Raw genomic sequence first — 26,388 nt, 5'->3', positions numbered from 1 at the left:
ACGGCCGTCACACCCGTCGTGGTGCCGGTCCCGCGACCCCGATCAGGTGCCGCAGAAGGTCTGGTAGGTCCCGTCGTCAGGCCCCGGGAGCGCGTGCCGCTCGAGGCCGGGTCGCTCGTCGTACGGCGAGGAGACGGCGTCGAGCAGGGTCGTGAGCGGACCGAGGTCGCCCGCGGTGGCGGCGGCCAGTGCCTCCTCGACGAGGTGGTTGCGCGGGACGTAGACCGGGTTGGCCCGCGCCATCGGGGCCGGATCCGGACCGGTCGCGCGCCAGGTCGCCAGCCACCGGTCGATCCCCTCGAGGTCGAGGAACAGCCCGCGGAACGGCTCGGCGTCGCCGGCCGCGGCCGTCCCCAGGGCGCGGAACGCCGTCGTGAGGTCGACGTGACCGGCACGCATGAGCTCGAGCAGGTCGTTCGCGAGGGTCGCCACCGCCGCGTCGTCCAGCCCGGCCGGCAGCCCGAGCTTGGCCCGCATCCCGGCGGTCATCGCGGCCGCGTGCGCGGGGCGGAAGGCTCGCAGCGAGGTGGTGGCCAGCTCGACGGCGGCGTCCTGCTCGTCCTCGATCAGCGGGAGCAGGGTCTCGGCGAACCGGGCGAGGTTCCACTCGGCGACCGCGGGCTGGCTGGCGTAGGCGTAGCGGCCCGCGTGGTCGATCGAGCTGAAGACCGTGGCGGGGTCGTAGGCGTCCATGAAGGCGCACGGGCCGTAGTCGATCGTCTCGCCGGAGATGGTCATGTTGTCGGTGTTCATCACGCCGTGGATGAACCCGACGAGCAGCCACCGGGCGACCAGGGACGCCTGCGCCGCGATGACGGCGTCGAGCAGGGCCAGGGCGGGACGGTCGGCGTGCGCCGCGGCGGGGTGGTGGCGCGCGATGGCGTGGTCGACCAGCCGCCGCAGCAGGTCGAGGTCGCCGCTCGCCGCGGCGTACTGGAAGCTGCCGACCCGCAGGTGGCTGCTCGCCACCCGGGCCAGCACCGCCCCGGGCAGCAGGTCGTCGCGCTGCACCGGCCGTCCGGTCGCGACGACGGCCAGCGACCGCGTCGTCGGGATGCCGAGGGCGTGCATCGCCTCGCTGACGACGTGCTCGCGCAGCATCGGCCCCAGCCCGGCCAAGCCGTCGCCGCCGCGGGAGAAGGGTGTCCGCCCGGACCCCTTCAGGTGCAGGTCGCGCAGGCGACCGTCGGCGCCGACCAGCTCACCGAGCAGCAGCGCCCGTCCGTCGCCGAGTCGGGGGGAGTATCCGCCGAACTGGTGCCCGGCGTAGGCCTGCGCCACCGGCGTCGCGTCCTCGGGGAGCAGCGTCCCGGTCAGCAGCCCGACTCCCTCGGGACTGCGCAGCCACACCGGGTCGAGGCCCAGCTCACGCGCGAGCGGCTCGTTGAGCACGACGAGCTCGGGGTCCGGTGTCGTCTCGGCACGCCAGGCGATCGCGAGCTCGGGCAGCTCGCTGGCGAATCGCCCCTGCAGGGCGGGCTGGACGGAGGTGGTGGCCACCATCCGAGCGTACGGCGGAGCCCCAGCCGCCGGGCGAGCGTGCGCCCTCAGGAGCCGTCGTCCAGCGGACGCCGGTGGAGCCGCGTCGTGAGCAGTCGGCGCTCGGCGTCGTTGGTGGTCAGGGACAGGGCGCGACGGTTGGCGGCGTCGGCCTCGTCGTCGCGTCCCAGCTGCGTGAGCAGCTCGGCGCGAGCGGCGTGGAACAGGTGGTAGCCGGCGAGCGGCTCGGCGAGGGCCTCGAGGCGGGTCAGCGCGTCGGCGGGGCCGACGACGTGGGCGTCCGCGATGGCCTGGTTGAGGCGGATGACCGGCGAGCGGTCGTGGCGGGCGAGCTCCTGGTAGAGCAGCGAGATCTGCAGCCAGTCCGTATCGGCCCACGAGGGGCCGGTCGCGTGCACGGCGGCGATGGCCGCCTGCAGCTGGTAGGGGCCTGCGCGCCGCAGGGCGGCCGCCCGTTCGAGCAGTCGCTCGCCCTCCGAGATCGCGGCGGTGTCCCACCGGCGCCGGTCCTGGTCGCGCAGGAGGACCAGCTCGCCGTCGGCGAACCGGGCTCCGCTGCGCGCGTGCTGGATGAGGAGCAGCGCGGACAGCCCCCACGCCTCGGCCAAGTTTCTCGCACACGTCGCCGTACGGCGCTCCGCTGGACCGGGTAACGCCACGAAATGAGCACTCCCGCCCCCATCGGTGGGGGCGGGAGTGCGTGTTTGGTGGCGTTACTCGCTGAGGGACGAGGTCAGTGGCCCATCATCGCGGCCGGGTCGACCGGCTCGAGCTTGCGGCGGGGCAGGAAGGCCGCCGGGATGAGGCAGCAACCGACCAGGACCGTGGCGACGATGAAGACCGTGGCGAACGAGTCGGCCATGTCCCCGGGCACCTGGGCCAGCACCGAGTTGAGCTGGTCGGGAGCGATCCCGAACTTCTGCAGCACCGCGGCCAGGGCGCTCTGGTCGTCGCCGGCGGCCTGGACGGCACCGGCCACGGTCACGGACTGCTTGTCCTTGAGCTCGTTGGTGAGGATCACCGAGAACAGCGCCGTACCCATCGACGCGGCGACCTGCTGGGTGATGTTCAGCAGCGTCGACCCGCGGGCCACGTTGTGCGCGGTCAGCGTCGCGAGCGCGGCGGTCATGATCGGCATCATCGTGCCGCCCATGCCGAGGCCCATGATGAAGAGCGCGCCGAGGATGTAGGCGTAGGAGGTGTCCGCACCGATCTGGGTGAACATCGCCATGCCGACCGTGATGACGGTGATCCCGACCAGCACGATCTTGCCGGGACCGATCTTGTCGGCCAGGATCCCGGCGATCGGCATGGTGATCATCGCGCCGATGCCCTGCGGGGCCAGCAGCAGGCCGGCACCGAGGGCGTCCTCGCCGCGCACCTGGATGAAGTAGAGCGGGAACAGCAGCGAGGCGCCGAAGAAGGCCAGCGCGAACAGCATCATCGCGATCACCGCGACGGTCATGTTCCTGTTCTTGAACAGTCGCAGCTCGACCAGCGGGTGGATGTTGCGGCGGTTGAGCGCCCACGGCACGAACGCGACGATCAGCACGACGCCGAGGACCATCGGGATCATCACCTCGCCGGCCATGGCGGTGCCGTGCTCGGGGATCGAGCTGACGCCGTACAGGAAGGCGGCCAGACCCGGCGAGAGGAGCACCATGCCGAGCCAGTCGAAGGTCTCGGAGGGCTCGACCTCGTCCTTGGGCAGGACGATCCAGGCGTAGACCAGCGCCGCGACGCCGATCGGCAGGTTGATCAGGAAGATCCAGTGCCACGACACGGCGTCGATCAGCGCGCCGCCGAGGATCGGGCCGAAGATCGGGCCGAGCAGCATCGGGATGCCGAGGACGGCCATGACGCGACCGACGCGCTCCGGGCCGGCGGCCCGGGTCAGGATCGTCATGCCGAGCGGCATCAGCATGCCGCCGCCGAGGCCCTGCAGGACGCGGAACAGCACCAGCATCTCGAGGGTGGTGGCCGTCGCGCACAGCACGGAGCCGGCGGTGAACAGGAGCACGGCGAGGAGGTAGAGCCGCTTGGTGCCGAAGCGGTCGGCCGCCCAGCCGGTGAGCGGGATGACGCTCGCGAGGGCCAGCGTGTAGCCGGTCATGGTCCACGCGACCTCGGCCGCGGTCGCGTCGAACTCGCGCTGGAAGGTCTCGAGCGCCACGGAGACGACCGTGATGTCGAGGATGGACATGATGGCGCCGAGGACGACGACCCCGGCGACCATCAGGACGCCCTTGTCGAGCTTGTCGCTGCTGCCGGCGGGATCGACCTGGCCGGGCTGGCTCTGGATGTCGGTGGTCACCGGCCGAGTTTATTGATCGATGCCGACAACGGCCCAATCAATATTGCGGTGCTGTTGGTCACGCCAGGAGGGACTCGATCCGCTCGGTGATCTGCGCGTCGTCGGGCGCGATCGTCGGGTTGTAGCGCGCCACCACCTGGCCGTCGGCGCCGATCAGGAACTTCTCGAAGTTCCACTGGACGTCGCCGGCCTCGCCCTTCTCGTTGGGCGTCTCGACGAGCTCGGCGTAGATGTCGTGGCGTCCGTCCCCGTTGACCTCGACCTTCTCCGACATCGGGAAGCTGACGCCGTAGGTCGCCGAGCAGAACTCCGCGATCTCCTCGCTGCTGCCGGGCTCCTGCCCACCGAACTGGTTGCACGGCAGGCCGACGACGGTGAAGCCGCGGTCGGCGTACGTCGCCTGCAGCTCCTCGAGGGTGGAGTACTGCGGCGTCAGGCCGCACTTGCTCGCCACGTTGACCAGCAGCGCGGGCTGGCCGCCGGTGAGGTCGCGCAGGGTGCCGGGAGTCCCGTCGAGGCGGGCGAGGGGGGCGTCGAGGATGCTCATGGGGGCGAGGCTAGCGCCCGCTCGGGAACTCGCCGTCGGTGCCGGGCGTTAGCCTCCTTCGTGCCCGCGGAGGCGGACCCTCTCGGCCGTCGGGCACCGAGGTGTGGAGGTAGTGCGTGAGCTTTGTCCCGGTGACCGGACCTGCGAGCTTCCGCGCGGGTGAACCTCCCCGGGACGGGCTCGTCGAGTTCTCCGACGACCGGCGCACGGTCGCGCTGCCCATCCGTGGGGCCCTGCCGGTGCTGACCAAGGCCCACGCCCGCGACGACCTCCACCCCAGCGTCGCGCTGCTCAGCGGCGCGGCCCTGCTCGGGATGCGGCTGGTGGCGGCCGGCAAGTTCGGGCCCGACCCGAGCGGGCTGTCGTGGCAGGTGGCCGCGCTGGAGCAGGTCGACGAGGACCGCATCAGCCAGCTCGCGGCCGCGCGTGCGCACGCCGGCCTCGACGCCGCGACCGCCGAGGGCATCGTGCGGGCCGTGCTCGACGCGGTCGTCGACGCCATGCCGCGGGCGGCCCCGGTCGCGACCCGGCGGGCGCCGATCGCGAGCGGCCGCGAGGCGCCGCGGGCGCACGCCGTCGATCCCGACTTCACCCGACGCCTGCAGGAACGGGTGGCCCGGGCCCGGGCGCGCTCGAGCGACGACCGGCCGCAGCTCGTCGGGGTCGCGCTCCGGATCGAGGCGGACGAGGAGGAGCTGGTCGCCGGCGCCGTACGCCTCGTCCTCCAGGTCCACGCCTCCGACAACCCCGCCCACGTCTGCGACGCCGCCCTGCTCTGGACCGAGTCCGGGCCCGACGCGAGCCACGGCTTCGGCGACCGGGCCCGCACGCACGCCAGCATCGGGCTCCGGGCCGCGGCCGACGCGTGGCCGGTGCTCGAGCGGTTCCTCGAGCTGCGCGTCCCCGACGAGCTGACCCTCGACACGGACGAGCTGGTCAGCCTGCTCGACACCGGCGTCACGGCGCTCAAGGAGGCCGGGGTCGACGTGCTGTGGCCGCGCCACCTCGACCGCGACGTCACCGCGAAGGTCGAGCTCACCGACGGCCGCAAGGGCCCCCAGCGCGAGGAGGCGCTGCAGACCGGCCTCTTCGGACCCGACGCGCTCTTCGGGTTCCAGTGGCAGCTCGCCCTGCACGGCGACGCGCTGACCGAGGACGAGATGGACCAGCTCGCCGGTGCGGCGACGCCGATCATCAAGATCCGCGACAACTGGACCGTCGTCGACCCCGCCATGCTCAAGCGGGCCAAGCGCCGGATGATCCGCACCGTCCAGCCCGCGGCGGCGCTGGCCGCCACGCTGACCAACGTCGTGCAGGTCGAGGACGTCGAGCACGAGGCGATCGTGGGCGCCTCGCTGCTCAAGGTCCGCGAGCGTCTGCAGGCGGCCGGCACGCGCGAGCCGGTCGAGGTGCCCACCGGCCTGGCCGCGACCCTGCGCGACTACCAGCGCCAGGGGCTGACCTGGCTGGCCGAGCTCACCGACCTCGGGCTCGGCGCCTGCCTGGCCGACGACATGGGGCTGGGCAAGACCGTCCAGGTGATCGCGCTGCACCTCCACCGCGGTGGTGGACCGACGCTCGTCGTGTGCCCGGCCTCGCTGCTCGGCAACTGGGAGGCGGAGATCCGCACGTTCGCACCCGGTGTGCCGGTGCGGCGGTTCCACGGCTCGGCGCGGAGCCTGTTCGGGGTGCGTGAGGGATTCGTGCTGACGACGTACGGCACGATGCGCCGCGACGCGGCAGCGCTCGGCGAGGTCCGGTGGGACCTGGTCGTGGCCGACGAGGCGCAGCACGTGAAGAACGCGCAGTCGTCCACCTCGCGCGCCCTGCGGACGATCCCCAGCGCCGCGCGGGTGGCGCTGACCGGCACGCCCGTGGAGAACAACCTCACCGAGCTGTGGGCCATCCTCGACTGGGCGATCCCCGGGCTGCTCGGCAGCCGCAACGCCTTCCGCAAGGTGTGGGCCGCGCCGATCGAGGCGGGCGTCGACCCGGCCGTGACGCGGCGCTTCGCCGACCTGATCGGACCGTTCCTGCTGCGTCGGCGCAAGTCCGACCCGGGCATCGCGCCCGAGCTGCCGCCGAAGACCGAGACCGACCACCTGCTCGGCCTGACCCGCGAGCAGGTCGTCCTCTACGAGACCTACGTCCGCGACTGCATGCGCCGCATCGAGGAGGCCGACGAGGACACCCGCCGCGGGCTGGTGCTGAAGCTGCTGACCGGCCTCAAGCAGATCTGCAACCACCCCGCCCACTTCCTGAAGCAGACGAACCCCAAGCTGGCCGGGCGCTCGGAGAAGCTCGACCTGCTCGACGAGCTGGTCGGCACGGTGCTGGCGGAGGACGGCGCGGTGCTGCTCTTCACGCAGTACGTCGCCATGGCCCGCCTGCTCGAGCAGCACCTCGCCCGAGCCGGCGTCACCCACCAGTTCCTGCACGGAGGCACCACCGTCGCCGAGCGCGAGCGCATGGTCGCGCGCTTCCAGGGCGGCGAGGTCCCGGTGTTCCTGCTGTCGCTCAAGGCCGGCGGGACCGGGCTCAACCTGACCCGCGCCGACCACGTCATCCACGTCGACCGCTGGTGGAACCCCGCCGTCGAGGACCAGGCGACCGACCGGGCCTACCGGATCGGGCAGACCAAGCCCGTGCAGGTGCACCGGTTCGTCACGCAGGGCACCATCGAGGAGAAGATCGCCGAGCTGCTCGCGCGCAAGAAGTCGCTGGCCGACTCGGTGCTCTCCGCCGGCGAGACCGCGCTGACCGAGCTCAGCAACGACGACCTGCGCGACCTCGTCACGCTGCGCCGGACCGGCTCCTCCGATGAGTGAGCTGTCCGGCGGGGTCACCCACCCGCGCTTCGCGCCCCGACGCGGCCCGGCCCCGAGCAGCTGGTGGAGCAAGGCCTTCCTGCGTGCCGTCGAGGAGGCGGCGTTCGCGTCGGCGGAACTCAAGCAGGGTCGGCGGCACGCGCGGGCTGGCGACGTCGGCGCCATCACCGTGGCCGCGGGCGCCTTCGTCGCCGCGGTGCTCGACGGCGACGAGGCGCGCACCGTGACCGGCAGCGTGCCCGTGCTGGCCGCCGCGGACCAGCAGGTGCTCGTCGAGCTGATCGCCGCCGAGTCCGGGCGGATCGGTGCGCTGATGTCGGGCGACCTGCCTCATGCGTTCGTCGAGGCGGTCGAGGAGGCGGGCGTCGAGCTGTTGCCGTACGGCGGCGAGCTGGGCTCCGCCTGCAGCTGCGACTCCTGGCTGGACCCGTGCCCGCACGCGCTGGCGGTGCTCACCCAGCTCGGCTGGCTGGTCCAGCGGGACCCGTTCGTGCTGTTCCAGCTCCGCGGCCTGGCCCGCGACGACCTGCTGACCCGGCTGCACGCGCTCACGCTCTCGCGGCCGGACGTGGGGGCCGGGTCGTCCGATCAGGACGTGCCCGCGGGTGCCGCGGAGCCGGTCGACGACCTCGCGATCGCCGAGGAAGCAGCGCTGCGGGCCGCGCGGGACCTCGCCAAGCTGCTCGCCGAGTGAGGCTCAGCCCTTGGTCCTCGCCTCGGTGGTGGCGACCGGGCGGGCGCCGAGCTCCTCGTCGAGGCGGAGCAGGCCGGGGCCGTCGTCCTTGATCATGGTGACGCGGCCGACGATCTCCTTGACCGTCGCCTCCTCCTCGACCTGTTCCTCGATGAACCAGTTCAGGAGCGGGCGGGAGTCCAGGTCGCCCTCGGACTCGGCGATGCGGTAGAGGTTGCGGATCGACTCCGAGACCCGCTCCTCGTGCGCGAGCGCGGCCTTGAACGCGTCGAGCACCGAGCGCACCTTCACCTGCGGCGCGGTCGTCGCGCCGATCACGGGGTGGTTGTCACGGTCGGCGACGTGGTCGATGAACTTGTTGGCGTGGACGATCTCCTCGTCCGCCTGGTGGCGCAGCCAGGCGGCCATCCCGGGGAGGTCCATCATCTCGAGCTCGATCGCCAGCTGGCGGTAGACCAGAGAGGCCTGGAACTCCAGGGTGATCTGGGCGTTGAAGGCCTTTTCCAACTTCGAGCTGAGCTTCATGCGGAGGACCCTATCGATCCGCCTCCGGCAGCAGTGCGGCCAGTGCCATCCGACGCAGCAGGTCGTGCATCTGGCCGTCCGGGATCAGCGCGCTGTGGGGAGTCGAGTTGAGGAGCCCGAAGGCGGCGTGCGCCATCGCGTGGGCGCGCTCGGTGCGCAGACCGTGGTGCGCCCGCTTGAGCTGGTCGGCCCACACGTCGACGTACGCCCGCTGCAGTCCGCGCACCCGTTCGCGAGCGTCCTCCGGGAGCGACGACCAGTCGCGGTCCTGGACGACGATCAGCGCGCGGTGCCCGAGGGCGAACTCGATGTGCCACTCGACGAGGGCCTCGATCGCGGACCGCGGGTCCGCCGATGCCTCGGCCCGGGCGGATCCCTCCGCCAGCAGCCGCTCGCTGATCGAGACCAGCATCTCGGCCAGCACCGCGTCCTTGCTCGGGAAGTGCTTGTAGAGCGCCGGTCCGGAGATGCCGCACGCGGCGCCGAGCTCGGCGACCGAGACGCCGTGGAAGCCGCGCCGGGCGAACAGGTCGGCCGCGATGTCGAGGATCTGCTGGCGCCGCGGCGTGTGACCCAGCTGCTGGCTCGACGTGGGCTCGGTCTGCGTCACGCTCGTAGGTTAGCGCTCGCTAACCCGACACGGGCGTGTCGATCCACGATCCGAACCGGGTCGGCGGATGACACAGGTGTGCCGAGACGGCGGGCGCTCCGGACGGGCGATCGACACGGATGTGCCGAAACGGCGGGCGCTCCGAGCGGGCGATCGACACAAGCGTGTCGGGATCCCAGCACACCTGTGTCATTCGGAGCTCAGGTGGCGCGAAGATTTTCGGTACGCCTGTGTCACGCACGTCGACCTGTGGAGGACGCCCGACGTCCGGCGCCGATCCCGGGTAGACATCGAGCATGGCGAATGGTGGTGGTCGTGACCTGGCGGGCGAACCCCTCTTCTGGGCCATCGTCCGACTCGTGCATCGCGGCGGCATGCCCGCGGTGACGGTGCGGGCCGCGGCCGCCGAGGCGCACTGCAGCGTCGGCCTGATGCGCCACTACTACGACACGAAGAGCGTGATGCTGGCCTGCGCCTACGAGCTCGTCGTCCGCGCCCAGCTCTGGGCCTTCCGCAATGTCCTCCTCGGCCGACGCAACCGGATCCTCAGCCCGGTCCCACCCGAGCCGCTGACCCCGGAGCGCGCGGCCCGACTGCTGGTCGGCCACCTCGGACTCGACCGGAGCACGGACATGCTCGTCGGCGTGCAGGTCGACTTCCTCGCGCTGGGTCGGCACGACAGGCGGGTCGGTGAGGCGGTGGCCTCGCACCTCGGCGGCCTTCGCGAGCTCTGCGTGGTCGTCCTGGAGGAGTGCGGCGTCCCTGCCGCGGCGGTCGCGGAGGAGGGCACGGACCTGTGGGCGCTCCTCATCGGCCTGACGGCGCTCGTCCCGGGGCTGGCAGTCGAGGGTGACGGGGAGGACGGAGAGGACGGGGAGGACCGGGAGGACCGGGAGGACGAGGAGCAGTCGCGGGCCGCGCGGCAGGCGCTGCTGACGTCCGAGGAGGTCGAGGCCGCGGTGTGCCGACACCTGGAAGGCGTGGCCGCGCGTCTCGCACTGGACGCGCGAGGTTAACGATCGCTAACCTCACGGGTGTGAGTGACGAGACACCGGCCACCCCGACCATGCGCGAGCTCGTCGACGACCTGCGGGAGCGACTGGCGATCGTCCGGCAGGGCGGGTCGGAGAGCGCGCGGGCCAAGCACACGGGCCGCGGCAAGCTGCTGGTCCGCGACCGGGTCGACCGGCTGCTCGACCCGGGCAGTCCGTTCCTGGAGCTGGCTCCGCTGGCGGCGTACGGCATGTATGGAAAGGACGCAGCCGGCAAGGACGCAGCTGGCAAGGACGGCGACGACTACGCCGTCCCGTCCGCGAGCATCGTCACCGGCATCGGCCTCGTGCACGGGCGGCCGGTGATGGTGATCGCCAACGACGCGACCGTCAAGGGCGGCACCTACTACCCGATGACGGTCAAGAAGCACCTCCGGGCGCAGACCGTCGCGGCCGAGAACCGCCTGCCCTGCATCGCGCTGGTGGACTCCGGCGGGGCGTTCCTCCCGATGCAGGACGAGGTGTTCCCCGACCGCGAGCACTTCGGCCGGATCTTCTTCAACCAGGCCAACCTCTCCGCCCGGGGCGTGCCGCAGCTCGCCGCGGTGATGGGCTCGTGCACCGCCGGCGGCGCCTACGTCCCGGCCATGTCCGACGAGACCGTGATCGTGCGCAACCAGGGCACGATCTTCCTCGGCGGCCCGCCGCTGGTGAAGGCTGCGACCGGCGAGGTCGTCAGCGCCGAGGACCTCGGCGGCGGTGACGTGCACGCGCGCACGTCCGGCGTCGTCGACCACCTCGCCGAGGACGACGCCCACGCCCTCGCGATCCTGCGCAGCGTCATCGACACCCTGCCGCCGCCCGAGCCGTCGCGCATCGACCCGGAGACCGTCGAGGAGCCGCACGAGCCGCCCGAGTCGCTCTACGACGTCGTCCCCACCGACACCCGCACGCCCTACGACGTGCGCGAGGTGATCCGCCGCGTCGTCGACGGCAGCAGGTTCCACGAGTTCAAGAAGCTGTACGGCGAGACGCTGGTGTGCGGCTTCGCGCGCATCCACGGCCACGAGGTCGGCATCGTCGCCAACAACGGCATCCTGTTCAGCGAGTCCTCGCTCAAGGGCGCGCACTTCGTCGAGCTGTGCAACCAGCGCAAGATCCCGCTGGTCTTCCTGCAGAACATCACCGGCTTCATGGTCGGGCGGGAGTACGAGAACAAGGGCATCGCGCGCGACGGCGCCAAGCTCGTCACGGCCGTCGCGTGCAGCGTCGTGCCGAAGTTCACCGTCGTCATCGGGGGCTCGTTCGGGGCCGGCAACTACGGCATGAACGGTCGTGCCTACGACCCGCGCTTCCTGTGGATGTGGCCCAACGCCCGGATCTCGGTGATGGGCGGCGAGCAGGCGGCGGGCGTGCTCGCCACCGTGCGCACCGACCTGGAGACCGACGAGCAGGTGGAGGCGTTCAAGGCGCCGATCCGCGAGCAGTACGAGACGCAGGGCTCGCCCTACTACTCCTCGGCCCGGCTGTGGGACGACGGCGTGATCGACCCCGCCGACACCCGCCGCATCCTCGGCATGGCGCTCTCGGTGACCTCCGCGGTCCCGGTGCCCGAGCCCTCCTACGGCGTCTTCCGGATGTGATGGACCAGATGAACACAGTCATGATCGCCAACCGTGGCGAGATCGCCCGCCGCGTCATCCGCACCGCCCGCCGGCTCGGCTGGCAGACCGTCGCGATCCACACCGACCTCGACGCCGGCGCCCTGCACGTGCGGGAGGCCGACCGTGCCGTCCGCGTCGGGTCCTACCTCGACGTCGACGAGGTGGTCGCCGCCGCCCGCGAGAGCGGCGCGAGCCACGTCCACCCCGGCTACGGGTTCCTCTCCGAGCGCGCCCCGTTCGCGCGCGCCCTCGCCGAGTCCGGCATCACCCTCGTCGGCCCGAGCGCCGACGTGATGGACGCGATGGGCCGCAAGGACGCCGCCCGCGAGATCGCCGTCACCGCCGGGGTGCCCGTCGTGCCGGCGTACGCCCTCGACGACGACCCCGCCACGCTGGCCTACCCGGTGCTGGTCAAGGCGGCCGCCGGTGGTGGCGGCAAGGGCATGCGTGTCGTGCGGACGGCCGCCGAGCTGCCCGAGGCCATGGCCGCCGCGGCCCGCGAGGCGGCGAAGGCCTTCGGCGACGACACGCTGCTCATCGAGAAGTACGTCGAGTCGGGCCGCCACATCGAGGTGCAGGTCCTGGGCGACTCCCACGGCACCGTGCTGCACTTCTTCGAGCGCGACTGCTCCACCCAGCGTCGGCACCAGAAGGTGCTCGAGGAGGCGCCGGCACCGACGCTGACGAGCGATCAGCAGGCGGCCATCACGACGGCCGGCGTCGACCTGGCCCGGCAGGTCGGCTACACCGGTGCCGGCACCGTCGAGTTCCTCCTTGACAACGCGACCGGCGAGTTCTACTTCCTCGAGATGAACACTCGGCTCCAGGTCGAGCACCCGGTCACCGAGGAGGTCACGCGGATCCGCGGGGAGCGCGTCGACCTCGTCGAGCTCCAACTGCTCGTCGCCACCGGAGAGCCCCTCGGCTTCGCGCAGGACGACGTCGCGCTCGAGGGCCACGCCATCGAGGCGCGCGTCTACGCGGAGGACTCCTTCCACGGCTTCCTGCCGCAGGCGGGCCGCACCTCGATCGTCCGGTGGCCGACCACGGTCCGCGTCGACCACGCGCTCGAGGCCGAGCAGGAGGTCAGCACCTCCTACGACCCGATGCTCGGCAAGGTGGTCGCGACCGGACCCGACCGCGAGGCCGCCCGGACGGCGCTCGTGGCGGCGCTAGACGAGACCGCCATCCTCGGCATCACCACCAACACCGGCTTCCTGCGGGCGCTCGCCGACTCCGAGGAGTTCCGCGACGCGACCATCGACACGGCGTGGCTCGACCGCCACGAGGTCCCGGTGCCGGACGCCGGGCTCGCGCGAGTCTTCGGTGCGTGGACCGAGGTGCTCCTCGAGACCATGTCCAACCGGGCCGGCCCGGGTCCGTGGCAGGCCGACGGCTGGCGGATGGGCGCGGACCCCGCGCCCGCGACCGTGGTCCTCGGCGACGACCTCGTGGTGGTCGACCGGGCGCGCGGGCGCGTCGAGAGCGACGGCCGGACCCGCGACGTACGCCTCGTCTCCGCGGCCGACCACACGGTCCACCTGATGGTGGACGGGGTCGCCGAGCACGCCGTGCTCAACGTGCAGCGTGGCTTCGTCGACGTCGTGCACCGCGGGCAGCGGTGGGTCTGGGAGCGGCCCGACCCGTTCGCCGACCACGGTCCCGAGGCCGGCGACGGCACCCTGGTCGCCCCCATGCCGGGCACCGTGCTCGCCGTCAACGTCGCCGTCGGCCAGGCCGTCGTCGAGGGTGAGACGCTGGGGGTGATGGAGGCGATGAAGATGGAGCTCGCGCTCAAGGCGCCCTTCGCGGGGACCGTCACCGAGGTCAACGCGGCCGCCGGCCAGCAGGTCGCCCTCGGCGCCACCCTGATCGTGGTGGAGGCCGCCGAATGATGCCGACGAAGGTCACGATCTACGAGGTCGGCCCGCGCGACGGCCTGCAGAACGAGAAGGGCGTGATCTCGACCGAGGTGAAGGTCGAGTTCATCCAGCGCCTCGTGGCCGCCGGGCTGCCGGTCGTCGAGGCCACGAGCTTCGTGCACCCCAGGTGGGTCCCACAGCTCGCCGACGCGGCCGACGTCATGACCGCCCTGGGCGAGTCGGGTCGCGGCCTGCCGGTCCTCGTGCCCAACGAGCGGGGCCTCGACCGCGCGCTCGAGCTCGGCCTCCAGCACATCGCCATCTTCGGCAGCGCCACCGAGACGTTCGCGCAGAAGAACCTCAACCGCTCCCTCGACGAGCAGTTCGCGATGTTCGAGCCGACCGTCACGCGCGCCCGCGACGCCGGCCTGGACGTCCGCGCCTACGTCTCGATGTGCTTCGGCGACCCGTGGGAGGGAGCCGTCCCGATCGACCAGGTCGTCGGCGTCGGCAAGCGGCTCTTCGACCTCGGCGCGAGCCAGCTCAGCCTCGGCGACACGATCGGCGTCGGCACGGCCGGCCACGTCAAGGACCTCATCGGCGGCTTCGTCGCGGCGGGGATGCGCGTCGACGATCTCGCGATGCACTTCCACGACACCTACGGTCAGGCGCTGGCCAACACGTTCTCCGCCCTCCAGGAGGGCATCACGACGTACGACGCCAGCGCGGGCGGCCTCGGCGGCTGCCCGTACGCCAAGAGCGCCACCGGCAACCTCGCCACCGAGGACCTGGTGTGGATGCTGGACGGCCTCGGGATCGAGACGGGCGTCGATCTCGACGCCGTGGTGTCGACGAGCGTGTGGATGGCCTCCCACCTCGGGCGGCCCAGTCCCAGCGCGGTGGTGCGCGCGCTGGCACAATCGCCTGCATGAGCCGCCGCGTCTATCTCCACATCGGCGCCCCGAAGACCGGGACGACCTACCTGCAGGACCGGCTGATGCTCAACTCCTCGACGCTGGCCGGGCACGGGGTGCACTTCCCGACCAAGAACCGGCTCGTGGACGCCGACCTCTTCCACTTCCGCGCCGCGCTCGACCTGATCGACCAGGACTGGGGCGGCCGGCCCGGCCACGCGGAGGGCGCCTGGGACACGATGGTCCGGCGCGTGCGCCGCGCCGACGGGACCGTCGTCATCAGCCACGAGATCCTGGCGCCGGCCAAGCCGGAGAAGATCGCCCGGGCCATGAACGACCTCGAGGGCAGCGAGGTGCACGTCGTCTACTCCGCCCGCGACCTCGGCCGCCAGCTCCCGGCCGCGTGGCAGGAGAGCGTCAAGCAGGGCCGCAAGTGGTCCTTCGACCGTTTCCTCAACATGGTCGAGCGGCGCAAGACCTGGTTCCGCGCGGCGATGGACCTGCCCGAGGTGTTGTCGAGCTGGGGCGCGAAGCTGCCGCCAGAGCGGGTGCACGTCGTCACCGTCCCGCACGAGCGCGGTCCGCACGGCGACGAGCTCTGGCTGCGCTTCTGCACGGCCTTCGGCATCGACCCCTCCTGGGCGCCCCTCGACTCCGAGCGCGACAACCGCGGGCTCGGGATCGCCGAGACCCAGCTGATCCGCCGGCTCAACCGCCGCCTCGACATGCCGATCTGGCGCGACGCGACGTACGACGGACTGATCCGCCAGCTCCTCGCACAGCAGGTCCTGGCCAACCGCGACTCGATCCCGGTCCGGCTGCCGCCGCACCGCTACGACTACGCCGAGGCCGAGGGCGAGCGCTGGATCGAGTGGATCAAGGGCTCCGGGGTCGACGTGATCGGCGACGTCGAGGACCTGCGCCCGCGCCGCCCCGGCCCCGACGAGCGCTGGCGCGACCCCGACGCGGTCAGCCCCCGGCTCCAGCTCGGCGCGGCCCTCGACGCTCTCACCACGATGACGCGCGAAGCCGCCGACCGCACCGACCCCGACAGCATCCGCCGGCGCGTCCGCCTCCAGGCCCGCAGGCTGCGCGAGCGTTGAGCACGCTGGCCGTGGACAGCGTGGGTGCGGCCCGTGCGTGGGGCTGGGTCGCGCACCTGCGCGACGGCGGCGCCACGCCGTGGGCCGACTGGACCGGTGGGTCGACGCCGAGCGCTCGGGTGCTGCCCGGCGCCCAGCAGCTCGAGCTGCTGCGTCGCCTCAATGCGTCGACCTCGCCGGTCGAGGTGCGAGCGCAGCGAGCCTCGAGACCAGCGCTCGCCGACCGCGTGCTCACGGCCGCGGCCCCGGGTCGTGGGAAGCCGGACCTGCCGCTCGTGGGGGTCGAGGCGTCGCCGTACGGGCCTCAACCGGTCGACCCCGCGCAGCTGCCCGCCCACGAGCTGGTCCGGGTCGCGACCAGCGTGCTGGCCGAGGACGTCGTCGCCCTCGGTGTGCCGGCGCCCGCGCGCAGGTTGCGGCGTCCGTGGCACCGGGCGGTCCGCCTCGCCGGCGACCCGGTCGAGGCGGCCCACCTCCGCGACCACCTCGCGGGCCTCGGCCGGCCGCCGGGCGGTCCCGGCTCCCGAGCTCTCGTGATCGGCGCCCCGCTCGACGAGCTGCTCGCCGACGTGTGGACGCGCCGGTGCTTCGAGCGCGGCTCCGGGGCCTGGCTGGAGTGGCTGCGGTTCTGGCAGCAGCGCGGCGAGCTGCCGCCGCGCATCGACCTGCCCGCCGTGGTCGACCGGCACCGTCCGCGCCACCGCGACGTGCAGGTCGTCCTCGACCGCGACCGGCTGCCCGACCTGCTCGGCGTACGCCGCCTGCCGCCCGTCGTCCGGCCCGGGGCCGACGCCGCCGAGCTGGCCCGCCGGATCGCCACCGTGGTGGGGCTGCTGGTGCCGCCGGACGAGCGTGCCGACCTGATGACGCACACCCTGCTGCCGCGGATGCCGGCCACCGGGCACGCGCCCGTCGGCCTGCCCGCGGAGCACCGCGAGTGGGTCAGCGCGGCGGCGCAGCGGATGGTCCAGCAGCTCCGGCGAGGTGGCTACCCTGTCGTCGGCGACCCGGCGGTCCTGGTCCCCGCCGAGGCGACGGACCAGGCAACCGGTCCGGCGTCGGACGAGGCGGTGCTCGACCTCGCCGTACGCATGCTGGTCGACGACACCTGGAAGGAGCAGCCGTGAGGAAGAAGGTCCTGCTCCACGTCGGCACCCCGAAGACCGGGACGTCCTACCTGCAGGACGTGCTGTTCCGCAACCGCGAGGGCCTGCGCGAGGCGGGGATCCTCTATCCGGCGGACCGGTTCGACGGCCATTTCCTGGCGGCGCTCGACCTGATGCGCCTGACGTGGGGCGGGCTGGAGACGCAGGCCGTCGGTGCGTGGGACCGGCTCGCCGCCGAGGTGCGTGCATGGCCCGGGACCTCGATCATCAGCCACGAGATCCTCTCGACCGCCTCGCCGACACAGATCGACCGGGCGATGACCTCGTTCGGAACGGGCGTCGAGGTGCACCTGATCGTGTCGGTGCGCGACCTCGTCCGCCAGGTCCCGGCGGAGTGGCAGGAGAACGTCAAGCACCGCAGCCTCGTCTCCTATACCCACTTCCTCGAGATGATCCGCGACCCCGCGCGCGACACCCGGATCGGGTCGTGGTTCTGGGGCGCGCAGGAGATCCCCGACATCCTGTCCCGCTGGGGCGCGACGCTGCCGCCCGAGCAGGTGCACCTCGTGACGGTGCCGCGGCCGGGTGCCGCGCCCGACGAGCTGTGGCGCCGCTTCAGCCACACCTTCGGCCTCGACGGGCTCGAGCTCGACCTCACCCCCGACCGCGCCAACCCCTCGCTGGGCGTCCCGGAGACCGCGCTGCTGCGGCTGATCAACAAGCGCGTCACCTCCGTCGTCGACCCGCCCGACTACCGCCCGCTCGTGCGCGAGCTGCTCGCCCACCAGACGCTGTCGCGCCGCACGACGTCGGCCCGGCTCGGTCTCCCGCCGGCCACGCAGGAGTGGGTGCAGGAGCTGTCGCGGACGTGGGTCGAGGAGATCGAGAAGCGGGGGTACGACGTCGTGGGCGACGTGGCCGACCTCGTCGGCCAGCCCGCCGAGTCGTTCACCGACCCCGACTCCGCCCCCGCGGCCGACCTGCTGCCGCCCGCGCTGGACGTCATCAAGGCGCTGCTCGTCGAGGGCTCGCGCCTGCGCACGGTCGAGGCCGACCTGGCGCGCGAGCTCGACGAGACCCGCCGCGAGCTCGACCTCGCCCGGCGCACGGTGGCCGAGAAGACCGTGCAGTCGATGGAGACCAGCCGACCGGGTCGCGTCGCCCTCGCGGCGTACCGCAGGGCGCGCCGCCGCTAGGAGCCGTGACTACCGAGGCTTCGGGCGGGCGAGGATCTCGCGGTCGGCGTAGCGCCCCACCTTCCACGTCGCGAACCCGTCGGCGCCCATGCCGACGAGTCCACCGACGACCGGCACGCGGCGCCCGACGGTGACGGCGAGCCGCTTTCCGGCGACGCGGGCCACGAGGTCGGCGCCGACCTCGGCCTGGATGATCTTGTCGAGCCCGGCGTCGTGGGCGGGCGCGGTCGCCAGCGCCATCGGCGGCGCGGGGAGCTTGCCCTTCTTCACGAGCGTGGCGACGGAGTCCTCGCCGAGGAGCGTGGTCAGGATCGCGTTGCGCACGCGCGGGTCGGCCAGGTCGTGGCCGCGGAGGTGGGCGATGCCCGCGATCATCCGGCACTGCACGAGCGTCAGGCCGGTGACGTTGGCGGGGATGGTGACGGCGGCGGTGACGAGACCACCGACGTTGGTGAGGAAGCCCTGCGCGCCGGCGTAGCGGACGTGGTTCTCGATGACCTCGTGGATCGCGCGGTCGACGTCGCCGCGCTGCTCCGCGAGCTGCTTGTCGGCCGCGGCCGCCGCGCCGGGGAGCGGCCCGACCCCGTCGATGGCCCGGTTGAGCGCCTCCCGCACGAACGACGTGGTCAGGCCGGGCGCGGCCGAGGTGATCTTCGGCGCCAGCGCACGACCGACGTTGCCCCTGAGACTCATGCGCCAAGCCTAGAGCCGGGTCCCCAGCGATAGGTTCGCCTGCATGCCCGTCCTGCCCGACCCGTCGCCGTGGGTCTTCCCGGAGCCGGCCGAGTGGGACCCCGAGGACGACCTCGTCGCGATGGGCGGCGACCTCGCGCCGAGCACCTTGATCTGGGCCTACCTGCAGGGCCTCTTCCCGATGCCGGTCGGCTCGCCCCGCGACCCGATCGGCTGGTTCTCGCCCGTACGCCGCGGGGTGCTGCCCCTCGGCGGGATGGTCGTGTCCAAGTCGTTGCGCCGGTCCGCGCGGGACTTCGAGGTCCGCGTCGACGCCGACTTCGAGCAGGTCATCGACGCCTGCGGCGACCGGCGCCGCGAGGGTGGCTGGATCACCCGCGACGTGCGCTCGGCCTACCTCGAGCTGCACCGCCTCGGCTGGGCGCACTCCGTCGAGACCTGGCGCGACGGCCGACTGGCGGGCGGGCTCTACGGCGTCGCGATCGGCGGCCTGTTCGCCGGCGAGTCGATGTTCCACCACGAGCGGGACGCCTCGAAGGTGGCGCTGATGGGTCTCGTCGACCTGCTGCGCGACGAGCACGCCGACCGGCGGACCCTCGACGTGCAGTGGCAGACCCCCCACCTGGCCACGCTCGGGGTGGTGGAGATCAGCCGCGCGGCGTACCTCGAACGCCTGCGTGTCGCCGCCTCGGCGCCGCTGCCGACTGCGTTCGGCTGAGGTCGCTGGGGCAGCATGGAGCCATGCCGACAGCGAAGACCACGCTCGCCACGTCGCTCCTGGTGCTGGGGCTGGCGGTGGCCGGGTGCTCCGACGCCTCGCCCACCGACGCCTCCGAGAAGGAGTTCTGCGCGCAGCACGACAGCCTCCTGGTCGACCTCGCGGACATGTCCGGCACGACGCAGGAGGAGGCGCTCGACGTCATCCGGAAGTGGGGCCGCGACTTCGAGGAGGTCGGCACGCCCGAGGACATGCCGGAGGACGCGCGGGAGGCCTTCGACCTGATGATCCGCGAGGTCGCCGAGCTGAAGGACGGCTCGACCGCGGAGGACTTCGACAGGATCGACCAGGACATGACACCGGGCGAGGAGAAGGCGCGGGCGTCGTTCGAGGAGTACGTCCTCGACACCTGCGGCGCCCCCGAGGTGCCGACCGGCACCCCGACGCCGACGAGCTGACCTACTTCAGCAGCTTGCTCATCCGCCGATCGGCCAGCGGCTTCCCGCCGGTCTGGCACGTCGCGCAGTACTGCAGGCTCGAGTCGGCGAAGGACACCTCGCGCACGACGTCGCCGCACACCGGGCAGGCCTGGCCGGTGCGGCCGTGGACGGCGAGGTTGGTCTTCTTCTCGCCCTTGAGCTCGCTGGCGTGCAGCCCGCGCGAGCGCTCGACGGCGGCGCCGATGGTCCCCTTGATCGCGTCGAACAGCGTCTGCAGGTCGTCGCCCTCGATGCTGCTCGACGGCTTGTACGGCGACATGCGGGCCGCGTGCAGGATCTCGTCGGAGTAGGCGTTGCCGATGCCGGCGATCGTGCCCTGGTAGCGCAGCACGCCCTTGATCTGCTTGCGCCCCTCCGACTGCAGGATGGCGCCGAGCACGTCGATGGTGAAGGCGTCGTCGAGCGGGTCCGGCCCGAGGCGCGCGATGCCCGGCACGTCCTGCGGGTCGCGGACGACGTAGATCGCCAGGCTCTTCTTGGTGCCGGCCTCGGTCACGTCGAGCCCGGCCTCGTCGTCGATCACGATCCGCGCGGCGAGCGGGTTCTTGCTGTTGGGCCTGGCCGGCAGGGCCGGCACCTCCTCGCGCCAGCGCACCCAGCCGGCGCGGGCCAGGTGCATGATCAGGTGGGTGCCCGACGCGGTGATGTCGAGGAACTTGCCGTGCCGGGTGACGTCCTCGACGAGCGTGCCGTGCAGCGAGTGCAGCGGCGGGTCGAAGGTCTTGAGGGCGCTGAAGGCCGCCAGGTCGATGCGGGTGATCGCGCGGTCGAGGAGCCGGCCCTTCAGGTCGAGGGCCAGGGCTTCCACCTCGGGCAGCTCGGGCATGCGCCGAGTGTAGGGCGCCGGACCTTGACTCACCGGGGAGAATGGAGCATGGCTCTCGCCCGACCGTTGCCTCTGACGGGGTCGATCTTCTTCGACGCCCGCGGCGACGACCGTGCGCTTCGCGTCTCGTGGCACCACGACGCCGACCTGGTCGTGGTCTCGCTGTGGCGCGACAACGTCTGCAGCGGGTCGTTCCGGCTCGCCGTCGACGAGGTCCCGGCGCTGATCGACATGCTGAGGCGCGGGCTCGACGCGGCGTACGCCGTCGCCGCCTCCCGCGAGGACACGATGCCGCTCCACCACCACCACGCGGGCTGAGCAAATCTACGGTTTTCGCTAGACCCGCCGATACCGTCTGATCGTGGACCCGATCAGGAACCCCTACGCGCCCGGCGCGGGGCAGCGCCCGCCCGAGCTCGCCGGCCGCGACGAGCAGCTGGCTGCCTTCGACGTGGTGCTCGAGCGGGTGGTCAAGGGCCGGCCCGAGCGATCGCTCGTGCTGACCGGCCTGCGCGGCGTCGGCAAGACCGTCCTCCTCAACGCGCTGCGCTCGGCCGCCGTCCGTCGGCGCTGGGGGACCGGCAAGCTCGAGGCCCGCCCCGACCAGGGACTGCGCCGCCCGCTGAGCAGTGCGCTCCACCAGGCCGTGCGCGAGCTCGGGCACACCGACGCCGACAGCGTCGACCACGTGCTCGGGGTGATCAAGGCCTTCGCCCACCGCGACGCCGGCGCCAACGCGAAGCTCAAGGACCAGTGGAGCCCCGGGATCGACGTGCCGGCCGTCCGTGGCCGGGCCGACTCGGGCGACATCGAGATCGACCTCGTCGAGCTCTTCACCGACCTCGGAGGCCTGGCGGCCGACGTCGGCAAGGGGATCGCGATCTTCATCGACGAGATGCAGGACCTCGGACCCGACGACGTGTCCGCCCTCTGCGCGGCCTGCCACGAGATCAGCCAGACCGGCCTGCCCGTGATCGTGGTCGGCGCCGGCCTGCCCCACCTGCCCGCCGTGCTGTCCGCCAGCAAGTCCTACTCCGAGCGCCTCTTCCGCTACCAGCGCATCGACCGTCTGGCCCGCGACGCGTCCGACCGCGCGCTGACGGCGCCGGCGGCCGACGAGGACGCCGCGTTCACCGACGAGGCGCTGGCCGCGATGCACACCGCGACCGGCGGCTACCCCTACTTCATCCAGGCCTACGGCAAGGCCGTCTGGGACCGTGCCCCACGCTCTCCGATCACCCTCGACGACGTGCTGGTCGCGACGCCCGAGGCCGAGTCGGAGCTCGCGGTCGGCTTCTTCGGCTCGCGCTACGAGCGGGCGACGCCGGGGGAGCGCGACTACCTCCGGGCGATGGCCGACGTCGCGGCCGCGTCCGACGACCCGGACGTCGACGCCGTCCCCACCGCCGACGTCGCCGCGGCGCTGGACAAGAAGCCGCAGTCGCTCTCGCCGGCCCGCGACGCGCTGCTCAAGAAGGGCCTCATCTACTCCGGCGAGCGCGGCCGCATTGCGTTCACCGTGCCCCACTTCGGGCGCTACCTGCGCGAGCACGTCGGCTGAAACCGGTTCGCGGTCGCCGTACCCGCCGTGGCACGCTTCTCCCAGCGGCGCCGTCCAGCGCCCAGCCTGCGCGTCGGCCCCAGTCCGGGCGAGGTGGCGAAGGGGAGCGGATCCTCGGGCGAGTGGATCGAGCCGTCACGTCTCACGCACTGCGGCGGCGGACTGGGGACGCATCGCAGTCGAGGTGAGTGCAGTGACCAGGAACAGCGACTTCAAGCGGGTCGTCCGTGCGCGGATGGCCGACACCGGCGAGAGCTACACGGTGGCCCGGGCCGCGATCGAGGCGCGCGAGGCCTCGGCGTACGCCGCTGCGCGCACCGAGCAGGAACGGCTGGTGCGGCGCCTCTTCACCGACGGCCGGCTCGCGCGGGTGCCGGCGAAGCGGAAGGTGCGGGCGGCCGCGCTGCTCGAGGTGCTGACCCGCTTCGAACCGGGCCGCGACTACTCCGAGAAGCAGGTCAACGAGGTGCTGCTCGGGGTGCACGAGGACTTCGCCTACCTGCGTCGTGAGCTGGTGAACTACCGCTACCTCGAGCGGGCCGACGGCACCTACCGCGTCGCCGCGACGGCTCCCGAGCGGGCGCCGGTCGAGCGGCAGGAGATCCCGGCGTGGGAGGACCACTGGCTGCCGGGGTTCCTCGCTGGGCGATGACGGAGCAGCGGTGACCGACACTGGTGCCGTGACCGACGTGCCGCCGCCCACCCGTCGCCTGACCTTCCGCCGGATGGTCGAGGACGACCTCGACGCGATGGCCCGCCTGCTCGGCGACCCGGTGGTGATGGCGCACTACCCGCGGCCCAAGACGCGGGACGAGGCGCTGGCCTGGATCGAGTGGTGCCGGCGGGGCTACGCCCGGGACGGCTTCGGCCTGTGGGTGATCGAGGACCACGACGGCGGGTTCGTGGGCGACTGCGGCCTGACCTGGCAGCGCCTCGACGGCGTCGACGAGCTCGAGGTCGGCTATCACGTGGTGGCCGACCGCCAGGGCGAGGGCCTCGGCTCCGAGGCGGCCGCGGCCTGCGTCGACTTCGCCCGGAGCCGGGGCGTCGAGCGGGTGATCGCGATCATCCGACCCGACAACCGGGCGTCGCGCCGCGTCGCCGAGAAGGTCGGTCTGGAGCTGGACCGGACCTCGGTGATGCACGACCTGGACGTCGTCGTGTACGCCCGCGGCTAGCGGACACGAACGGTCCGCCTCGGGCGGGAGGGTGGTCTCACCGACCCAGCGAGATCCCCAGGAGCACACCATGATCCAGCCCGCCCGTCTCGACGAAGCAGCCGCCCTCGCCACCTTCCTGCGCGAGCAGGTCGAGGCTGTCCGGACCGCCGCCTTCGGCCTGACCGAGGAGGAGGCGCGCCGGGTCCCGGCGCGCAGCGACCTCAGCATCGGCGGCATCCTCAAGCACCTCGCCAGCGGCTGGCCGACCTGGCAGCGCCGCGAGGCCTGCGCCAGCGGCGAGCGCGGGTGGGAGCTGACCGAGGACGACTACGCCTTGTTCTACGGCAGCTTCGCGCTGACCGAGGAAGAGACGCTGGAGCAGGTCCTCGCGACGTACGACGCCGCCACCGCCGCGCTCGTCGACGCCGTTGCCACGATGGACCCGGGCGCCGACGCCGTCGAGGCGCCGGCACCGTGGTTCGGACGGATGGAGCCCACGACGGTCACCGGCCGGATGCTGGCGCTGCACCTGGTCGAGGAGTTCGCCCGCCACGCCGGGCACGCCGACATCGTCCGCGAGCAGCTCGACGGCGCCCTGGCCGGCCAGCTGACGATGGCCGTCCACGACATCCCCGGCAACGACTTCATCCAGCCCTGGAGCAGCGCCGCGAGCTGAGCCCGACGGACCCGTCGGCGGACGCCGGATGCGACACGAACAAAATGTAGTGGTTTACTGCAGATTGATTCGTCGTCGTCGATCCGGCAGCCCGCTGCCCAGGAGCCCCCATGTCGAGCACCACCGCCACCGGTCGCCACGCGGCGACCGAGCCCGCCGCGGACCAGCGCACGCCGTCGCCCGGCGAGGCGCGTCGCGTCGCCCTCGCGAGCGCGGTCGGCGCGACCATCGAGTGGTACGACTTCTTCCTCTACGGCACGGCCGCCGGCCTGGTCTTCGACCAGCTGTTCTTCAACGGCCTCTCCGGACCGGCCGCCCAGTTCGCGGCGTTCGGCACCTTCGCGGTGGGCTTCATCGCGCGCCCGATCGGCGGGCTGATCTTCGGTCACTTCGGCGACCGCATCGGGCGCAAGACGATGCTGATCTGGACGCTGCTCATCATGGGCGCCGGCACGGCGGCGATCGGGGTGCTGCCGACGTACGACCAGATCGGCGTCTGGGCGCCGGTGCTGCTGGTCGTCCTGCGGATCCTGCAGGGCATCGGCGTCGGGGGTGAGTACGGCGGCGCCGTGCTGCTCGCCGTCGAGTTCGCCCCGCCGCAGCGCCGTGGCTTCTTCGGCAGCTTCGCCCACATCGGCGTGCCCGGTGGGTTGTTCCTGGCCAGCGGCGCGTTCGCCGTCGCCAGCCAGCTGCCCGACGAGTCGTTCCTCGCCTGGGGCTGGCGCGCCTGCTTCCTGATCAGCATCGTGCTGCTCGGCATCGGCGCGTGGATCCGGCTGAGCGTGATGGAGACCCCGGCCTTCCAGGTCGTGGCGGAGGAGAAGGAGATCTCGACCCTGCCCGTGACGGAGCTGTTCCGGCGCCAGCCGCGGCGGCTGCTGCTCGGCATGGGCACCCGCTTCATCGAGGGCTTCACGTTCAACCTCTTCTCGGTCTACCTGCTCGCCTACGCCGTGAAGAACGTCGGGATCGAGAAGTCGACCGCCCTCAACGCGATCCTCGTCGGGGCCGCGCTCGGCGTGGTGCTGGTCGTGGTGGCCGGCGGCCTCAGCGACCGGCTCGGGCGCAAGCGGGTGTTCTCGACCGGAGCGACGCTTGCCCTGCTCTTCGCCTTCCCCGCCGCCTGGCTCGTGCAGCACGGCACGACCCTGTCGGTCGCCGCCGCCTTCATCGGTGGGCTCGGCGTGCTGTACGGCGTGATCTACGGCCCGCTCGCCGCGTTCTGGTCGGAGCTGTTCGACACGCGCTACCGCTACTCCGCCCTGTCCACGCTCTACCAGGTCTCCGGCATCCTCGCCTCCGGCCTCACCCCGCTCATCGCCGCGTGGCTCGTCACGCTGGGCGACGGGACGCTGTGGTGGGTCGCGACCTACAACGCGGCGATCGCGATCCTCTCGCTGCTCTGCGCGCGGCTGCTGCCGGAGACCCGGGGACGCGACCTGCACGTCGACGAGGCGCCCGTCACCAGTTCGGGGGCAGTGCCGGTCGCCTCCACCACCAGCCGGTCCGGGAGCCCTACGCTGCCAGCATGAGGCCGCAGGTCGTCGCGCACCGGGGCGCCAGCCACGAGAACGCCGAGCACACACTCAGGGCCTACAAGCGGGCGATCGCCGTCGGCGCCGGAGCGCTCGAGTGCGACGTACGCCTGACGGCCGACGGTCACCTGGTGTGCGTCCACGACCGCGACCTGCGCCGGACGGCGGCGACCAGGGGCGTCGTCTCGACGATGAACCTCGAGGACCTCGACGCCCTCGACTTCGCGTCCTGGAAGAACCCGTGGGCCGAGCTCGACGACGAGGCTGCCGACTCCGACCCGGAGGACGACAAGGTCCTCACCCTGCGCAAGCTGCTCGAGACCGTCGCCGACGCAGGGCGCCGGGTCGAGATGGCGATCGAGACCAAGCACCCGACGCGCTACGGCTCCCTGGTCGAGCGCCGGCTCGTCGAGCTGCTCTCCGACTTCGGGTGGACGGGCGCCGACTCGCCGGTGCGGGTGATGAGCTTCAGCTTCACCGCCCTGCAACGGTTGCAGCGGATGGCGCCCCAGCTCCCTGTGGTGATGCTGATCGAGAAGGCCCACCACTGGCCGCTGCTGCGGCGAGCCGTCGGCAAGGACTGGATCATCGGCCCCGGCATCGACGAGCTGCGCGACCACCCAGGCCTCGGCAAGCACCTGCGGCTGGCCGGCCGCGAGATCCACGTGTGGACCGTCAACACGGCCGAGGAGCTGCAGATCTGCCTCGACCTCGGCGTCACCGCGGTGATCAGCGACAAGCCGGCCTACATGCTCGAGCTGCTGGACGCCTGAGTCCGGTCGCCTGAGTCCGGTCGTCCGGCCGCCTGACGCAGCGCGGGCCCGCGGGTGGTCTCCCACCCACGGGCCCGCCTGCCCCGAGCGC

At 72.5% G+C, this 26,388-nt stretch carries 26 protein-coding genes; 18 read left to right on the top strand and 8 right to left on the bottom strand.

What is annotated here, in order from left to right:
* Positions 1-42 precede the first annotated feature (42 nt).
* The 4 genes from C7S10_RS04785 to C7S10_RS04770 form a co-directional block, all read right to left on the bottom strand.
* Positions 43-1,503, bottom strand: a complete 1,461-nt coding sequence (locus C7S10_RS04785) for a protein adenylyltransferase SelO (RefSeq protein ID WP_108343184.1) — start codon at positions 1,501-1,503, stop codon at positions 43-45.
* A 44-nt stretch (positions 1,504-1,547) separates the two neighbouring features.
* The gene (locus C7S10_RS04780) at positions 1,548-2,108 is read right to left on the bottom strand and encodes a DUF6596 domain-containing protein (RefSeq protein ID WP_108343183.1); all 561 of its coding nucleotides are present in this window, start codon (positions 2,106-2,108) and stop codon (positions 1,548-1,550) included.
* 125 nt (positions 2,109-2,233) lie between these two features.
* The gene (locus C7S10_RS04775) at positions 2,234-3,814 is read right to left on the bottom strand and encodes a DHA2 family efflux MFS transporter permease subunit (protein ID WP_243395205.1); all 1,581 of its coding nucleotides are present in this window, start codon (positions 3,812-3,814) and stop codon (positions 2,234-2,236) included.
* Between the two features lie 58 nt (positions 3,815-3,872).
* Entirely contained in the window at positions 3,873-4,361 is a 489-nt protein-coding gene (locus C7S10_RS04770) for a glutathione peroxidase (RefSeq protein WP_108343182.1), read from the bottom strand.
* 131 nt (positions 4,362-4,492) lie between these two features.
* Between C7S10_RS04770 and C7S10_RS04765 the strand changes: the two genes are divergently transcribed.
* Together C7S10_RS04765 and C7S10_RS04760 are read left to right on the top strand one after the other, a co-directional pair.
* Entirely contained in the window at positions 4,493-7,189 is a 2,697-nt protein-coding gene (locus C7S10_RS04765; protein ID WP_243395204.1) for a DEAD/DEAH box helicase, read from the top strand.
* Complete coding sequence (locus tag C7S10_RS04760) at positions 7,182-7,883, top strand: SWIM zinc finger family protein (RefSeq protein ID WP_243395203.1); 702 nt, start codon at positions 7,182-7,184, stop codon at positions 7,881-7,883. The genes C7S10_RS04765 and C7S10_RS04760 overlap by 8 nt, the downstream gene beginning before the upstream one ends.
* 3 nt (positions 7,884-7,886) lie before the next feature.
* Here the strand turns inward: C7S10_RS04760 and C7S10_RS04755 are convergent, their stop codons facing one another.
* Positions 7,887-8,408: a ferritin gene (locus tag C7S10_RS04755; RefSeq protein WP_108343180.1), complete on the bottom strand. Its 522-nt coding sequence runs from the start codon at positions 8,406-8,408 to the stop codon at positions 7,887-7,889.
* A gap of 10 nt (positions 8,409-8,418) precedes the next feature.
* Entirely contained in the window at positions 8,419-9,018 is a 600-nt protein-coding gene (locus tag C7S10_RS04750; RefSeq protein ID WP_243395202.1) for an SACE_7040 family transcriptional regulator, read from the bottom strand.
* A gap of 296 nt (positions 9,019-9,314) precedes the next feature.
* Between C7S10_RS04750 and C7S10_RS04745 the strand changes: the two genes are divergently transcribed.
* From C7S10_RS04745 to C7S10_RS04715, 7 genes are read left to right on the top strand one after another with little or no spacing between them, the layout of a single operon-like run.
* The gene (locus C7S10_RS04745; RefSeq protein ID WP_108343179.1) at positions 9,315-10,034 is read left to right on the top strand and encodes a TetR/AcrR family transcriptional regulator; all 720 of its coding nucleotides are present in this window, start codon (positions 9,315-9,317) and stop codon (positions 10,032-10,034) included.
* A gap of 20 nt (positions 10,035-10,054) precedes the next feature.
* Positions 10,055-11,653, top strand: coding sequence for a carboxyl transferase domain-containing protein (locus tag C7S10_RS04740; RefSeq protein ID WP_279303155.1), 1,599 nt, complete (start codon positions 10,055-10,057; stop codon positions 11,651-11,653).
* 8 nt (positions 11,654-11,661) lie between these two features.
* Entirely contained in the window at positions 11,662-13,569 is a 1,908-nt protein-coding gene (locus C7S10_RS04735; protein ID WP_243395201.1) for an ATP-binding protein, read from the top strand.
* Positions 13,566-14,468 (top strand): hydroxymethylglutaryl-CoA lyase, encoded by a 903-nt coding sequence (locus C7S10_RS04730; RefSeq protein WP_108343177.1) that lies wholly within the window; start codon positions 13,566-13,568, stop codon positions 14,466-14,468. The genes C7S10_RS04735 and C7S10_RS04730 overlap by 4 nt, the downstream gene beginning before the upstream one ends.
* Positions 14,465-15,553 (top strand): hypothetical protein, encoded by a 1,089-nt coding sequence (locus C7S10_RS04725; protein ID WP_108343176.1) that lies wholly within the window; start codon positions 14,465-14,467, stop codon positions 15,551-15,553. Before C7S10_RS04730 ends, C7S10_RS04725 begins: the two co-directional genes overlap by 4 nt.
* A complete protein-coding gene (locus C7S10_RS04720; protein ID WP_133176425.1) occupies positions 15,550-16,680 on the top strand; it encodes a hypothetical protein in 1,131 nt (376 codons plus the stop codon). The genes C7S10_RS04725 and C7S10_RS04720 overlap by 4 nt, the downstream gene beginning before the upstream one ends.
* The gene (locus C7S10_RS04715; protein WP_108343174.1) at positions 16,677-17,855 is read left to right on the top strand and encodes a hypothetical protein; all 1,179 of its coding nucleotides are present in this window, start codon (positions 16,677-16,679) and stop codon (positions 17,853-17,855) included. Before C7S10_RS04720 ends, C7S10_RS04715 begins: the two co-directional genes overlap by 4 nt.
* Positions 17,856-17,864: 9 nt before the next feature.
* Here C7S10_RS04715 and C7S10_RS04710 read toward each other — a convergent pair whose 3' ends face one another.
* Positions 17,865-18,548, bottom strand: coding sequence for an EcsC family protein (locus C7S10_RS04710; protein WP_108343173.1), 684 nt, complete (start codon positions 18,546-18,548; stop codon positions 17,865-17,867).
* 43 nt (positions 18,549-18,591) lie between these two features.
* Here C7S10_RS04710 and aat point away from each other — a divergent pair, with 43 nt between their 5' ends.
* Positions 18,592-19,266 (top strand): leucyl/phenylalanyl-tRNA--protein transferase, encoded by a 675-nt coding sequence (gene aat / locus C7S10_RS04705; RefSeq protein ID WP_108343172.1) that lies wholly within the window; start codon positions 18,592-18,594, stop codon positions 19,264-19,266.
* Positions 19,267-19,289: 23 nt separating this feature from the next.
* Positions 19,290-19,724, top strand: a complete 435-nt coding sequence (locus tag C7S10_RS04700) for a hypothetical protein (protein WP_108343171.1) — start codon at positions 19,290-19,292, stop codon at positions 19,722-19,724.
* 1 nt (position 19,725) lies between these two features.
* Here C7S10_RS04700 and C7S10_RS04695 read toward each other — a convergent pair whose 3' ends face one another.
* Positions 19,726-20,592, bottom strand: coding sequence for a DNA-formamidopyrimidine glycosylase family protein (locus C7S10_RS04695; RefSeq protein ID WP_108343170.1), 867 nt, complete (start codon positions 20,590-20,592; stop codon positions 19,726-19,728).
* Positions 20,593-20,640: 48 nt separating this feature from the next.
* Here C7S10_RS04695 and C7S10_RS04690 point away from each other — a divergent pair, with 48 nt between their 5' ends.
* The 7 genes from C7S10_RS04690 to C7S10_RS04660 all read left to right on the top strand — a co-directional run bounded on the left by C7S10_RS04690 (position 20,641) and on the right by C7S10_RS04660 (position 26,297).
* Positions 20,641-20,910: a hypothetical protein gene (locus C7S10_RS04690; RefSeq protein ID WP_108343169.1), complete on the top strand. Its 270-nt coding sequence runs from the start codon at positions 20,641-20,643 to the stop codon at positions 20,908-20,910.
* 43 nt (positions 20,911-20,953) lie between these two features.
* A complete protein-coding gene (locus C7S10_RS04685) occupies positions 20,954-22,153 on the top strand; it encodes an ATP-binding protein (RefSeq protein WP_108343168.1) in 1,200 nt (399 codons plus the stop codon).
* Positions 22,154-22,346: 193 nt separating this feature from the next.
* Complete coding sequence (locus C7S10_RS04680; protein WP_108343167.1) at positions 22,347-22,805, top strand: DUF2087 domain-containing protein; 459 nt, start codon at positions 22,347-22,349, stop codon at positions 22,803-22,805.
* A gap of 28 nt (positions 22,806-22,833) precedes the next feature.
* Complete coding sequence (locus tag C7S10_RS04675) at positions 22,834-23,331, top strand: GNAT family N-acetyltransferase (RefSeq protein ID WP_243395200.1); 498 nt, start codon at positions 22,834-22,836, stop codon at positions 23,329-23,331.
* Between the two features lie 70 nt (positions 23,332-23,401).
* Positions 23,402-23,989, top strand: a complete 588-nt coding sequence (locus C7S10_RS04670) for a mycothiol transferase (protein ID WP_108343166.1) — start codon at positions 23,402-23,404, stop codon at positions 23,987-23,989.
* A gap of 110 nt (positions 23,990-24,099) precedes the next feature.
* Positions 24,100-25,521: an MFS transporter gene (locus C7S10_RS04665; RefSeq protein ID WP_108343165.1), complete on the top strand. Its 1,422-nt coding sequence runs from the start codon at positions 24,100-24,102 to the stop codon at positions 25,519-25,521.
* Complete coding sequence (locus tag C7S10_RS04660) at positions 25,518-26,297, top strand: glycerophosphodiester phosphodiesterase (protein WP_108343164.1); 780 nt, start codon at positions 25,518-25,520, stop codon at positions 26,295-26,297. Before C7S10_RS04665 ends, C7S10_RS04660 begins: the two co-directional genes overlap by 4 nt.
* The last annotated feature ends 91 nt before the right edge of the window (positions 26,298-26,388 follow it).

Source organism: Nocardioides currus (assembly GCF_003057875.1).
GTDB classification, from domain to species: Bacteria; Actinomycetota; Actinomycetes; order Propionibacteriales; family Nocardioidaceae; genus Nocardioides; species Nocardioides currus.
Note: the sequence above shows the minus strand (reverse complement) of the source record. Positions and strands in the feature narration are given on the sequence as shown.

What these genes read in the sequence shown, in the direction of transcription:
- C7S10_RS04785 (WP_108343184.1), bottom strand. Translation starts at nt 1,503, where the DNA reads ATGGTGGCCACCACCTCCGTCCAGCCCGCCCTGCAGGGGCGATTCGCC.
- C7S10_RS04770 (WP_108343182.1), bottom strand. Translation starts at nt 4,361, where the DNA reads ATGAGCATCCTCGACGCCCCCCTCGCCCGCCTCGACGGGACTCCCGGC.
- C7S10_RS04760 (WP_243395203.1), top strand. Translation starts at nt 7,182, where the DNA reads ATGAGTGAGCTGTCCGGCGGGGTCACCCACCCGCGCTTCGCGCCCCGA.
- C7S10_RS04755 (WP_108343180.1), bottom strand. Translation starts at nt 8,408, where the DNA reads ATGAAGCTCAGCTCGAAGTTGGAAAAGGCCTTCAACGCCCAGATCACC.
- C7S10_RS04745 (WP_108343179.1), top strand. Translation starts at nt 9,315, where the DNA reads ATGGCGAATGGTGGTGGTCGTGACCTGGCGGGCGAACCCCTCTTCTGG.
- C7S10_RS04735 (WP_243395201.1), top strand. Translation starts at nt 11,662, where the DNA reads ATGAACACAGTCATGATCGCCAACCGTGGCGAGATCGCCCGCCGCGTC.
- C7S10_RS04730 (WP_108343177.1), top strand. Translation starts at nt 13,566, where the DNA reads ATGATGCCGACGAAGGTCACGATCTACGAGGTCGGCCCGCGCGACGGC.
- C7S10_RS04725 (WP_108343176.1), top strand. Translation starts at nt 14,465, where the DNA reads ATGAGCCGCCGCGTCTATCTCCACATCGGCGCCCCGAAGACCGGGACG.
- C7S10_RS04710 (WP_108343173.1), bottom strand. Translation starts at nt 18,548, where the DNA reads ATGAGTCTCAGGGGCAACGTCGGTCGTGCGCTGGCGCCGAAGATCACC.
- aat (WP_108343172.1), top strand. Translation starts at nt 18,592, where the DNA reads ATGCCCGTCCTGCCCGACCCGTCGCCGTGGGTCTTCCCGGAGCCGGCC.
- C7S10_RS04700 (WP_108343171.1), top strand. Translation starts at nt 19,290, where the DNA reads ATGCCGACAGCGAAGACCACGCTCGCCACGTCGCTCCTGGTGCTGGGG.
- C7S10_RS04695 (WP_108343170.1), bottom strand. Translation starts at nt 20,592, where the DNA reads ATGCCCGAGCTGCCCGAGGTGGAAGCCCTGGCCCTCGACCTGAAGGGC.
- C7S10_RS04690 (WP_108343169.1), top strand. Translation starts at nt 20,641, where the DNA reads ATGGCTCTCGCCCGACCGTTGCCTCTGACGGGGTCGATCTTCTTCGAC.
- C7S10_RS04670 (WP_108343166.1), top strand. Translation starts at nt 23,402, where the DNA reads ATGATCCAGCCCGCCCGTCTCGACGAAGCAGCCGCCCTCGCCACCTTC.
- C7S10_RS04665 (WP_108343165.1), top strand. Translation starts at nt 24,100, where the DNA reads ATGTCGAGCACCACCGCCACCGGTCGCCACGCGGCGACCGAGCCCGCC.
- C7S10_RS04660 (WP_108343164.1), top strand. Translation starts at nt 25,518, where the DNA reads ATGAGGCCGCAGGTCGTCGCGCACCGGGGCGCCAGCCACGAGAACGCC.